Genomic DNA, 12811 nt, shown 5'->3' with positions numbered 1-12811 from the left:
GGAGTTCTTTTTAATGTTACTAATGAGGTAAAACGCTGAAGATAAACTTATCCTCAAATATCAACAATGGTTTATCTTCCCTTGAAAAAATAGTACTTTCGTTTTACAGACTTTCGTCGTAAAATTAAACTATTCTTATCGCTTTGGGAAAACCAGAAAAAACAAAAAAGGTAACGCCTTTAATGAAACAGTACAATACCATCAAGACCAAGTATCCTGATGCTTTATTATTGTTTCGTGTAGGCGATTTTTATGAAACTTTTGGGGAAGATGCCGTAAGAGCTTCAAAAATTTTAGGGATTATACTCACCCACCGTAATAATGGCGGCGAGCGTACTGAATTAGCGGGTTTTCCTCACCATTCGGTCAACACCTATCTACCAAAATTGGTAAAAGCTGGGGAGCGAGTTGCTATTTGCGACCAGTTGGAGGACCCTAAAATGACGAAAACCATCGTAAAACGTGGTGTTACGGAACTGGTTACTCCTGGCGTTGCTATGAACGACGATATTCTAAATGCCAAAACCAATAACTTTCTTTGTGCCGTTCACTTTGGAAGAAAATTGCTTGGTGTTTCGTTCGTAGATATCTCTACAGGTGAGTTTCTCACTTCTGAAGGTACCGAAGAACAAATTGATAAACTCCTTCAAAACTTTGCTCCCAACGAAGTGTTGGTTTCAAAAAAACATAAAAAAGAATTTCTAGATGTTTTCGGAAAGCAGTTCCATACTTTTTATATGGAGGATTGGGTTTTTCAAAACGATTACGCCCTAGAAACCCTTACCAACCATTTTAAGACCAGCACCCTAAAAGGTTTTGGTGTTGACCATCTAAGTCATGGCGTTATTGCATCTGGTGTGGTTTTGCATTACCTATCGGAAACACAGCACAGACAGCTGCAACATATTAACAGCCTAAAACGTATTGCCGAAGAGGAACACATCTGGATGGACCGTTTTACCATCAGAAACTTAGAACTTTACCATTCTAATAACCAAAATGCCGTAACACTTTTAAGCATCATAGATAAGACCTTATCCCCTATGGGTGGGCGTATGCTTAAGCGATGGTTGGCCCTTCCATTAAAGAACACGGAAAAAATAAGCCGGCGTCATCAGGTAGTTTCCTATTTGCGCGAACATGATGATACTTTGTTGAAAATTCAGCAACGTATTAAACAAATGGGCGATTTGGAACGTCTTATATCTAAAGTTGCTACCGGAAAAGTGAATCCAAAAGAGATTGTACAGCTCAAAAATTCACTGGAAGCTATTATTCCTATAAAACAACTCACAGCACAAAGTAATGATGAGTCTTTACAACTGATATCTGATCAATTGCATGCTTGTGACATGTTACGCAGTAAGATCAAGGAAATGATTAATGAGGAGGCTCCAGTTCATATTCCAAAAGGCAAAACTATAGCCGACGGTTATTCTGATGAACTAGACGAACTTCGCGGATTAGCATTTTCAGGTAAAGACTATTTAGACAAAATGCTGACTCGCGAAACTGAGCGTACAGGCATTACTTCTCTTAAAATAGCTTCTAACAATGTTTTTGGTTATTACATTGAAGTCCGTAATACGCATAAAGATAAAGTGCCCGAAGAATGGATTCGTAAGCAAACCTTAGTTAATGCAGAACGCTACATTACGGAGGAACTTAAGGAATATGAAGCAAAAATTTTAGGGGCAGAAGAACGTATACTTAATCTTGAACAACAACTATTTTCTCAATTGGTGGTTTGGGCACAAGAATATATTGCTCCTGTTCAAAACAATGCTCAGCAAATTGCTCAGCTAGATTGTCTTTGTGGTTTTGCTCAACTTGCCAAAGAGAACAACTATTCAAAACCAACCATAAACGACTCTACCGAAATCAATATCAAGAACGGTAGACATCCTGTTATAGAAAAGCAGTTGCCATTGGGCGAGGCCTATATTGCCAATGATGTAATCCTTAACAGAGACGAGCAACAGATTATAATGATCACCGGACCTAACATGAGTGGTAAATCTGCTATACTTAGGCAAACAGCTTTAATTGTACTTCTAGCCCAAATGGGTTCTTTTGTGCCTGCAGAAGCTGCTGAAATAGGTTATGTAGACAAAATTTTTACCCGTGTTGGCGCAAGTGATAATATTTCTATGGGTGAGTCTACCTTTATGGTAGAAATGAACGAGACGGCCTCTATTTTGAACAACCTCTCCGAACGCAGTTTGGTGCTGCTAGATGAGATTGGAAGAGGGACCAGTACTTATGATGGTATTTCTATTGCATGGGCTATTAGCGAGTATTTACATGAGCATCCGGCTCGGGCAAAGACGCTTTTTGCTACACATTACCATGAGCTTAATGAGATGTGCAATACCTTTGACCGTATTAAAAACTATAATGTTTCGGTAAAAGAATTGAAAGACAATGTACTTTTTCTTCGAAAATTAACCGAAGGTGGAAGCGAACATAGTTTTGGTATTCATGTGGCAAAAATGGCGGGAATGCCCTCCCAAGTAATCCACAAAGCGAATAAAATTCTCAAAAAACTTGAAAAATCACACTCAAGTGAAGAGCTTACAGACAAATTACAAAGCGCCCAAGATGAGATGCAACTAAGCTTCTTTAATTTAGATGACCCATTGCTCTTGCAGATAAAAGAAGAAATCACCTATCTAGATATCAACACCTTAACACCCGTTGAAGCGCTTATGAAATTGAATGAAATAAAACGATTATTGACTAAAAACAAGAAGGCCACCTCATAATTTTTGGGCGACAAAAAACACTGTTTTTTTATTTTCAAGATTTCATATAAATATTCTTTGAGTTTTAGAGAATTGTATTAAATTTGCATCCGCATCTGTGAAAGATGTCACGTTCATTACCTTATTACAATACGCGAAAATAGCTCAGCTGGTAGAGCGCCACCTTGCCAAGGTGGAGGTCGCGGGTTCGAATCCCGTTTTTCGCTCAAAGAGCACTTTTATGCTCAACATTACGAACGCTGTTTGACAGCGTTTTTTTGTTAAAGACTTTACCAATAGCGGCTCGAGTGGTGGAATTGGTAGACACGTTGGACTTAAAATCCAATGGACATTAGTCCGTACGGGTTCAAGTCCCGTCTCGAGTACTTAAACCCTTGTTAATCTTCGGATTTTCGAGGGTTTTTTGTTTTTACATAGTTTTGTACAATTGACTTCAATCTAAGCATTTCCCCTTACCATATTAACAAGATACATCTCATCAATTGTTTCATGAAATATAAATTTGAAAACAGCTTATTCAGCGACAATCTTAAATCTTGTAAGATTTTATCTTACAGGAAACTACCACTCTAGAATTTTATATTTTCACAAAATTCTCGTATTCATTATACTACCTATTATTTTGTTCAATAGTATTCCTCTATAAAACAACTACAGACACATTGAAATAACCTACATATTAAGTAAGATAGCAACCCAAAAGGCCACAATAACAAAAACTTAACATCATATACTTGCTATAGCTATTCATTATGATAAGTTACAAGCTAAATAAATTTTATGAGGTTATTATATATCAAAAGGAAAACAACAACAGAGAAACATTATAGCTCCAAAATGGGACCGCTAACTACAAGGGTGACTTTCATTAAGCGCTACTTTTTAGGGTTACCTATTAATACCCTACAGAAATACCGTAAGACCTATTATGGAAAAATAAAGAACTATGATGATTGTCAACTCTTTGTCTAAAACAAACTACAAGATTTTACTTTAGAAATTCATAAGTAACCCTTTAAAATAAATTCATGAAAGTACTAGTAATCGGAGCCGGAAATATGGGATTGACCTATGCAGAAGGCATGTCTAAATCTAAATTGCTCAAGAAAAAGAACATTATGGTATTAGACAGTTCCGAAGAGAAACTGAAAGAGCTGAATGAAATAGCACATTTTGATACATTTGAAAAACTAGAGGAATGTGTTCCACAAGCTGATATTATTTTTATTGCAGTAAAACCCTACCATTCTGCCAAGGTGTTCGAGACCATTAAATCTTTAGTAAATCCTGAGCAAATCTTAATTTCAATCATGGCAGGTATTACCATAGAGACTATGAAAGAACAGTCTGGCCTGAGCAAGATTGTTCGGGCCATGCCTAACTTGCCTGCAAAAATCGGTAAGGGACTTACTTCTTACACAGCATCTAGTGAAGTTTCAAGAATTGAATTATTGACTGTAGAAAGTCTATTGGATACCACTGGAAAATCTATTAGAGTACGCGATGAGAACTTTATAGATGCTTCTACAGGCATATCAGGAAGTGGCCCTGCTTATGTATTCTATTTTATGCAAAGTATGATGGAGGCTGCCTTGCAAATGGGCTTCTCTAAAAAGGTATCTAGTGTTCTGGTAAGCGAAACTTTTACAGGTGCTATTGAACTCTTCAATCAAAATAACCTGAGCCCGAACTCTTGGATGGACCGCGTAGCCAGTAAAGGCGGTACTACACAAGCGGCTCTAGATTCTATGGATGATAATAATGTGAGTGAACTGATTAAAGAAGCAGCTTTCGCTGCCTTTGACCGGGCAGTTGAACTTGGTAAAGAAGAGTAAAATTCACAAAGAATTCATCACTGATATGTTTTATGTTTTAGTGAATCCCAAATATAAGAATGAGCCTATCTTTCTTGAAGCGCCCTTTTACCGTTTCCGGTAAAGGGGTTTCTTTTTTACTTTATCAGCTATATTGATTCTTGAAAAAACAGATTAAAAATTAGGCATTCATATGAACGTCCCGCATCCTTAACAAATGATAGGGTGACCAGAAATCTCTTACATTTTATCGAAAAAATCAGTGTGTTTTATATTTTAAACCGTTCTTGTTTGTATACCAAAGCAAAAAATTAACCACGAGAAGCTCCCAAAAATAGGACCTCGCCCTTAATTAAAGCAATATGGCCTCGAATTTTACAGAAACACCAAATCAAATTAAAAAATCAAAAACCACTAATGCTACAGATAAATTAGTGGAGAGACTTTACTTACTGAAACAAAAGTTTCAATCCTCTTATTATGGTAACTCAGACGGGAGAAAATATGAGAAAGCTCGCAATTTCAATATTAAATTGAGCAATATCTTATTTGAAGCCAATCAAATGGCCACAAAACTGGAGCTAATTCCAAGCAACAGCCATCTTACCATCAATTCAGAAATTCAAAAGCTAGAAAAAGAGTTGAACGAGCTTATCTAATAGAAGATACTCGTAGACTTTCTTTTACCTATATTTATAGCTTACTTAAAATTATATGAGAAAAAGGTACTATAAGATTGGTGGAGTCCTTGTGCTTGCCCTTTTTCTTTTTATTCTATTGTGTGATTTCATCATAAGCTCATCTGCAAAAGGCAAAACCTTTTCTGACCCAAATGAAATCCCTAAAAATAGAGTGGGCTTGGTACTTGGAACTTCAAAAAAATTAATTGGAGGACTTCCAAACCCTTACTATACTTATCGTATTAATGCTACCATAGAACTTTATAAATCTAAGAAAATAGACTTTGTATTGGTTAGTGGTGACAATGGCACACGTTATTATAACGAACCCAATACTTTTAAAAAGGACTTAATAGCCAAAGGCATTCCATCTGAAAAAATCTTTTTAGATTTTGCTGGTTTTAGAACCTTAGACTCCATGGTGCGGGCCAAAGAAGTTTTTGGACTAAATAATGTTACTGTAATTTCTCAAGAATTCCATAATCAGAGGGCTATCTATCTAGCTGAAAAAAAGGGCTTAAACGCTATTGGCTATAATGCTAAGAGCATAATAGGCACACAAGGTCTTAAAGTTCACTTACGCGAATATTTAGCAAGAGTAAAAGTTTTCATTGACTTGGTACTCAACATTCAACCCAAGTTTTTTGGTGAGCGGGTTGAAATAAAATAGCATCTCTTTTCCATTTAAAAGACTTATTTTGGCTTCCTTAATTTGTCTTACGTGTCAAAACTAAAAATTCTTTTAAAAAATCTTGGCCCAGGTCTATTGTTCGCCAGTATGGCAATAGGTACATCTCACTTGGTGCTTTCTACAAAAGCAGGGGCACAATACGGTTGGTTAATGGCTATACCTATTCTTTTAGCTAACATTTTTAAGTATCCATTTTTTGAGTTTGGCGTAAGATATACCAACGTAACTGGAAAGACCCTCATAGAAGGCTATCTTAATCGCGGTAAAGGTTATCTGTGGTTCTACGGACTAATTACCCTTGTAACTACTTTTACCATCTTAGCGGCCTTATATACTGTAACCGCTGGGCTATTCATTAATCTTTTTCAGATACCGGAAGTTTACATCAACTATATTTCTCTGGCTCTTTTCGCCTTTATTTGTCTTTTACTGATTATTGGTAAATACAAATTCATGGAAGTCTCTTTAAAATTTGTTGTTACCGTATTATTCCTACCCTTCTTATTACAACTGTGGTAGTTATATTTAAAGGACCAGTAGATAAAGTTCCCAATTTTACGCCACCCCAAATTTTTAACAACATGGGAATTCTTTTTCTCATTAGTTTAATGGGATGGATGCCTACAACTGTTGAAGCTTCTAGCTGGGTGAGCTTATGGAGCGTTGAAAAATGGAAGACACAATCCAAGCCTTCTCTACGTGAATCTTTACAAGAATTTAAAGTCGGCTATTTTACGACTTCCTTATTGGCGTTATTCTTTCTAACCATTGGCTGCATGACACTATATGGTACGAACACTGCATTAAGCGGAAATGCCGTAACCTTTGCTGATCAGATTGTGCAATTGTTTACAACCCATATAGGCCCATGGGCCTATATTCTTATAGCTATTGCTGCTTTTGCTACGATGTTCAGTACATGTATGACCGCACATGATGCGCTGGCTAGAGTTAGTATAGATATTACGGGCCTTTTGTTTTCGGACCTAAAACTATCGGGAAACAAACAAATTTTCGCAGTAAGTGTACTTCTTCTAGCCTGTATAAATTTTACAGTGGTAAGCGTTTTTAAATCTAATATGGGGCAATTGGTAGCATTAGCTACTTTTGTTTCTTTTGTAGTTGCACCTATAGTAGGGTATATGAACCTAAAAAATGTAATGAGTGAAGAAATACCTATTGCATACAGACCCAAAAAACCGCTACAAATACTGACTTATTTAGGTATATTATTCCTATCGTTATTTTCTATCTATTATTTTTGGATAGTCATCTTTGAATAAAAAAAACTCAAAAAACCAATACTTAGGTTATTGACTAATAGCATCATAATTATCAATTACAAAAAGTGTTCTAAGATTTTGCTTGTGAAGAAAGTCTAAGCAATACACCCCATTAGTACAGTTATTGATAATTTTTTCCTCTCCGTAACCAACTGCCTTAGTTATGTTCTCACTTGACACACCATTTGACAATAGATAAGCTTTAATAGCCTGAGAGCGTTTTTCGGATATTCGTTTGTTAGAACTACTTCCACCTTTACTATCTGTGTGGGTTTCTATTGAAATTCTAAGCTCAGGGAATTTTTTAATAGCATCTACAACCTTATCCAACTCTGCGGTCATTGCTATATTAACGTTACTCTTACCTGTTTCAAAAAAGAAATTGTTAACATTCAATACCTTTTTCCCTTCTTTCTCTTTTACAATATCACTTAGGGAAGCCAATTGCACTTGTAATGGTGCTTTCTGCAACTCCTCTAATTCTTTAGGATTGTATGTTTCTCTAAAAGTCGAATACCCATCTTTAATCATCTCCATAGAAACTATATCCGTATAAGGTATTTCCACTTGATATGTACCGTCCTCCTTGGTAAACATTTGACTAAGAAGACCTCCATTATTATCAAGAACTTTTACTTCAACACCGGCAATAGGTTCATCATATTGAGGCTTCACAACTTTACCTTTGAAGATAAGAGTACGTGGACCTGGTTTGGCAGCTACCTTAAAGCCATAGATATCATCATTACCTTTACCACCTTATGGTCTATTGGACGAAAAATAACCCATTAGCTCATGACCTTCTCCTGGGCGTATGATAAAACCAAATTCGTCGTATTTTGAGTTTATCCCTTCACCTAAGTTTACAGGAATACTAAAAGTATTATCTGGCTGTATATTACTGCGATATACATCCATACCTCCAACACCATAGAAAACATCAGATGAAAAGAAGAGACTATTATCGTAAACAAAAGGCGCTATCTCATTCCCTGGTGTATTGATTCTTGGCCCCATATTAATAGGTTCTGACATTACTTGACCATTGTTGGTCACTACATAATACAGGTCAGTTCCGCCATAACTATCTTCAAAATTAGCAGCGAAATATAATCTTTCATTTTCATCATCGTAAAACGGATAATAAAAAGAAGTGCTCAAATCTTTTAACAAAAATCTAAAAAGACCTCCTTCATAAGCCATACCAATAGCCAATGCATTCTTTCCTTTTTCATCAAAAGCTAGGTTTTTACCCTTGGCATTAGACAGCACATAATAGGTACCTCCTGTGGTACTAGAATAAAAAGGTGTAGATTTATGAAAAGGAGAATCAGGGACCCCTTTATAAACGCTTACGTTTCCTATGTTACCACCTTTTTCAATATCTGCTTCGTAAATATCTAAATACGATTCCCCGGAAGGACCATAGATACGTTTTGACTTGTTCTTTCGCCCACTACTAAACAATAGTTTATCATCATGAAATGCAGGAGAAAAGTCTGAAAACTCGCTATTACCTGTTAAGGTGAAAATAAAAAATCCAACGGACTCCGTTTCTTTTTTATCGAACAATAGGTAGTTAAATTCCGCATTTTCTACCAATTCACTCTCAAGTGAATTGCTCTTAGATTTTAAAAATGCTTTAACTCTTTCTTGCTCGGAAATTTTAGCCAAACTCTGTAACATCTTATTAAAGCGATGTGCAGACATTATAGTATCATTCTTGTTAATGTCAAGATATAATTTCGAGGCCTTATTGTACTCTCCCGTTTGAAAATAGGAATCGGCTAAGTTCAAAAGCTGATTGTTGGTAATGAACTTACCTTGTTGCATATGTTTGTTATACTCAATAATAGCATCATCATAGGCATAACTATAAAAATAATTATCGGCCTTAGATGTCACTTCTTGTCCATAAGAAAACCCTACGGCCAATGCAAATAATAATATGAAGATTCTGAATTTCATAGTCTAATATTAGAAAAATCTAGGCGTATCAATTTGTTTTGGCTTCCCTTTCAAGCTCTTGCTACTTCCGCCAGAACCATCTCCTCTACCTAAATAAAACTTAAGAATTATTTCATGTGAACCACTACTGAACTCACCTAATGGGCTCGTGTTGTAATCGTACGAATACCCAATATAACTACCGTTGGTTATCTGAAACCCTACAAGGCCACTAACTGCACTTCCCAACCGGTAAGATGCTCCCACGGTAAACTTATCATTATACATAAAGTTAGCGCTCAGATTGGTATTTAAAGGTGCTCCGTTAATATAGTTTAATAAAAACGCAGGTTTGAATTTCAACATTTCGGAAACATCAAAGACGTAACCCCCTATAAAGTTGAACTGCATTTTATCTTCTATAATCGTGGCTACATCATCATTATATATACCATCCGTTAAGAAGTTAGGTATAGAAGCTCCTAGATACCATATATCATCTTCATACAAAAAGAAACCTGCTCCTATTGTAGGGTAGAATTTTGAAATAGTTTCACGCCCTAAAATTGGTTCTCCCGGGTTTTCGAACGTACCTTTTGAAAAGTCTACATTCAAGAAAGAACCTCCTGCATCCATACCAAAAGAAAGTTTTGCTTTGTCCGAAACGTTAAACTGGTACGAATAAGCTACTTCTACATAAGTCTGAGTAGATGGTCCCAATTGATCGCTTATGATGTTAAGACCAAGTCCCGTTTTTTCATTAGCGAAAGGTACATTAGTCCCCAAACGAATGGTTCTGGGTGTACCTTCAATATCTACCCATTGCGCTCTATAACTCGCGGCTATTTCAGGGTTCTGAACCGAGCCCACATAACCTGGGTTAAAGCTACCTATGTTATACATATACTGCGTATACTGAGGTTCCTTTTGAGCAAAACTGTTTGCCGAAATGAACAATACACCTATAGCAAAGCAGATGTAACCGTAAAAGGATTTTAGTGTTCTATACTGCATTATCCTATTTATCTTATGAGCTGAATCCAGCCTTTTTTAGTGGTATTGGTATCAAAACCTTCTACTTCTTCTTGTAGCGTTACATTCAGGATATAAAAATAAGTGCCGTCAGGTGATTCTTTACCCTCCCACATTCCATCCCAAATAACTTCATCTGTCATCTGATTACCTTCAACAATTAGTTTTCCGTATCTATTAAAAATTTTGATATCATAAACCAAATCTACCGTATTGGCCCCAAATTGCTTATTTATTTTGAGCACATCATTAGTCCCATCATTATTTGGAGAGAACTGATTGTAAATAATTCCTAATTCAGCTTCAGTCCTTGCCGAAACATTTACGGTAGCCGTGTCTGTATTATTATCGTATTTATCTTCACTATCAACAGGAGAAGATCGTATAATTTCAGCACTATTCTCAAAAGTACCCTCTATTGGAAGTCCTACTCTTATTTCAAGAATAGCAACTTCATTTCTAATCAATTCCGGTATGACCCAGATTCCGGTCTCAGATGAGTACTCCCCTTTATCTGCTGTGCTGCTTATATAAACAAAGCCACTATCTCCTCTTGTAGAAATAGTATCTCTTATTTGAATATTGGAAATAGCATCTTCATTAGAATTATTGGTTACCCTTATTGTAAAAATTACTTCTTGTCCTACTAACGGGTTAACTCTATCTGAGTTTTCATATGGTTGTCGGATACTTAGTGTATCTCTTTCATTAACAATACGTGCAAACTTCTCTAAAACTAAATCAATACCTTCTGGAAGATCAATGTTTAAAGTTATTTCAGAACTATCATTTGCGGGGTTACTATCTACTGGGAACGATTGCAAAAGTTCAGCTACGTTTGTGTAAGGACCTCCATCTAACACATCTACAATGACAGTTAAAGTAGTTGTTCCGTTTGCCGGAATTTCAGCAATTGTCCATTCGCCGGCAGCTAAATCATAACTACCATTCGCAGCACTGTGTGATTTATATTCAAAACCTGTTTCCAGCATCTCTCCTACGGTAACGTTTCGAGCAACACGATCAGATAGATTATTTACTGTTAAGGTGAAAATTACCTCATCTCCCGCAACCGCTTCTTCCTTATCAACCGTCTTTAAAACTTCAAGGTCAATAGGAGTAGGGTCACAATTTGCATTATTGACGTCAGGGTCGCAAGCATCTAATGGATTAGTACCATCTGCTTCTTCTTGCCCGTCAGTAATACCATCTTCATCGGTATCACAAAGTCCATTTGAGTTATCCGGTATACAAGCATTTCTGTTACCAGGATCCAATTGATCCATAACGCCATCGCTGTCTGTATCTAGAACATTGGACTCCAAAGCGTCAATTATTCCATCTCCATCAGTATCTAAAGGATTGGCTGTATCATCACCAACTTCAACACCATCATCTACGCCATCACCATCAGAATCCGCATTATTTGGATCCGTACCAAGGCTAGATTCTAATCCGCCAAACAATCCATCACCATCATCATCGGTATCACAACTACTAACAGAAATACTTACCTCAGCCGTTTCATTAACACAGGGTTCCTCCGCACCTGTAGTTGTATAAGCAAAAACATATGTGCCATTTGCCAAACCTTGAAAATCTACCACGTTTTCACCATCAGGAGTAACATTAGCAGGCCCTGAAGACCAAGCCCATGTACCTGCGCTTGCCGCTGTAGAAAAAGTGGTATCTAAATCTAAGGTAGTAGTACCAAAAGCAGCGTCATTACAAGACGATGCATTTTCTGGAGCGCCTGTATTTACAGGAGGTAAAATAATAGCATCTACTTTAACTCGTGGAGATGAACTACATGTATTGGCTAATGCCTCTACATAATAAGATGTTGTACTCGTTAAATTATTTACCGTAAAATTTGGCCCTGAAAACACTGGAGCACCACCTGTTGCTCGATCATACCAATTAATTGTTGCATCAAGACTTGCGGTTGCACTAAGAACTACAACACCATGGCCACATCTACTATCTCCAGATGGCGTCCCAATAATTTCAGGTGTTGAATTTTGAACTAATGTTAATGTTAATGTAGGGCTAGCACAATTATTTATCGCATCATAATAAAAGCCATAGTAGTAAGTACCTTAAGAATGGATCATTTACCCTAGAGGTCGTAACAAAATTCTCTTCAGGCTTCACATCAGTTGTTGACCAACGTAATACGCTAGCATTTGGCCCACTGTTAGGAGCGTAGTCATTCAAAGACGTTGTTATATCATCACAAAATCTACGCGGAATCGTTGTATCTAATACCGGGGCAGCATTTCCTGCGGTACATGGATCACAATTAGCTACATTAATAGTAACTGTTGTTGATTTATTAGTACATGGTTCTACTGCACCATTTGTAGTAAAAGTATAAACGTAAGTTCCAGCAGCTTGCCCACTAAAATTTACAGTAGCGTTTGCCCCTACAGGAGCAATATTTGTTGGACCAGAAGTCCATGCCCAAGTACCTGCATCTTGACCCGTAATTACGCTCGCACTATTAAGGCTTATAGAAATAGGTCCAAAAATATTACTTGCATTATTACATGCAGTTTGTGGTGTAGTTACCGTACCTGCGGATGGAGACAAACTCTGC

Annotated in this window: 11 protein-coding genes and 2 tRNA genes; 8 read left to right on the top strand and 5 right to left on the bottom strand. The window is 36.8% G+C overall.

Annotation, left to right across the window (positions count from 1 at the left end; genetic code table 11):
* Positions 1-182 precede the first annotated feature (182 nt).
* The 8 genes from mutS (at position 183) to Q5W13_RS25005 (ending at position 7233) form a co-directional block, all read left to right on the top strand.
* Positions 183-2765 (top strand): DNA mismatch repair protein MutS, encoded by a 2583-nt coding sequence (gene mutS / locus Q5W13_RS12055; RefSeq protein WP_304446445.1) that lies wholly within the window; start codon positions 183-185, stop codon positions 2763-2765.
* 133 nt (positions 2766-2898) lie between these two features.
* Positions 2899-2971: transfer RNA gene (locus Q5W13_RS12050), tRNA-Gly, on the top strand.
* 75 nt (positions 2972-3046) lie between these two features.
* Positions 3047-3130, top strand: a tRNA-Leu gene (locus Q5W13_RS12045).
* 663 nt (positions 3131-3793) lie between these two features.
* Positions 3794-4600: a pyrroline-5-carboxylate reductase gene (gene proC / locus Q5W13_RS12035; protein WP_155594760.1), complete on the top strand. Its 807-nt coding sequence runs from the start codon at positions 3794-3796 to the stop codon at positions 4598-4600.
* A 341-nt stretch (positions 4601-4941) separates the two neighbouring features.
* Complete coding sequence (locus tag Q5W13_RS12030; RefSeq protein ID WP_304446444.1) at positions 4942-5238, top strand: hypothetical protein; 297 nt, start codon at positions 4942-4944, stop codon at positions 5236-5238.
* Between the two features lie 55 nt (positions 5239-5293).
* Entirely contained in the window at positions 5294-5929 is a 636-nt protein-coding gene (locus tag Q5W13_RS12025) for a SanA/YdcF family protein (RefSeq protein ID WP_155594762.1), read from the top strand.
* Positions 5930-5980: 51 nt separating this feature from the next.
* Positions 5981-6469 carry a hypothetical protein gene (locus Q5W13_RS25010; RefSeq protein WP_368662538.1) on the top strand — a complete coding sequence of 163 codons (489 nt, stop codon included), beginning with the start codon at positions 5981-5983 and terminating at the stop codon, positions 6467-6469.
* On the top strand, positions 6463-7233 hold the full coding sequence (locus tag Q5W13_RS25005; protein ID WP_368662537.1) for an APC family permease: 771 nt from the start codon (positions 6463-6465) through the stop codon (positions 7231-7233). The genes Q5W13_RS25010 and Q5W13_RS25005 overlap by 7 nt, the downstream gene beginning before the upstream one ends.
* Before the next feature lie 27 nt (positions 7234-7260).
* Here Q5W13_RS25005 and Q5W13_RS12015 read toward each other — a convergent pair whose 3' ends face one another.
* The 5 genes from Q5W13_RS12015 to Q5W13_RS11995 form a co-directional block, all read right to left on the bottom strand.
* Complete coding sequence (locus Q5W13_RS12015; RefSeq protein ID WP_304446443.1) at positions 7261-7908, bottom strand: OmpA family protein; 648 nt, start codon at positions 7906-7908, stop codon at positions 7261-7263.
* An 84-nt stretch (positions 7909-7992) separates the two neighbouring features.
* Positions 7993-9201 (bottom strand): hypothetical protein, encoded by a 1209-nt coding sequence (locus Q5W13_RS12010; RefSeq protein WP_304446442.1) that lies wholly within the window; start codon positions 9199-9201, stop codon positions 7993-7995.
* 9 nt (positions 9202-9210) lie between these two features.
* Entirely contained in the window at positions 9211-10194 is a 984-nt protein-coding gene (locus Q5W13_RS12005; RefSeq protein WP_304446441.1) for a PorP/SprF family type IX secretion system membrane protein, read from the bottom strand.
* A gap of 8 nt (positions 10195-10202) precedes the next feature.
* Positions 10203-12215 (bottom strand): Ig-like domain-containing protein, encoded by a 2013-nt coding sequence (locus tag Q5W13_RS12000; RefSeq protein WP_304446501.1) that lies wholly within the window; start codon positions 12213-12215, stop codon positions 10203-10205.
* Between the two features lie 67 nt (positions 12216-12282).
* Positions 12283-12804 carry a hypothetical protein gene (locus Q5W13_RS11995; RefSeq protein WP_304446440.1) on the bottom strand — a complete coding sequence of 174 codons (522 nt, stop codon included), beginning with the start codon at positions 12802-12804 and terminating at the stop codon, positions 12283-12285.
* Positions 12805-12811: the final 7 nt, after the last annotated feature.

Source organism: Zobellia laminariae, from assembly GCF_030553095.1.
In the GTDB taxonomy this organism is placed as follows: Bacteria; Bacteroidota; Bacteroidia; order Flavobacteriales; family Flavobacteriaceae; genus Zobellia; species Zobellia laminariae.
This window is presented reverse-complemented; position numbering and strand designations above follow the sequence as displayed.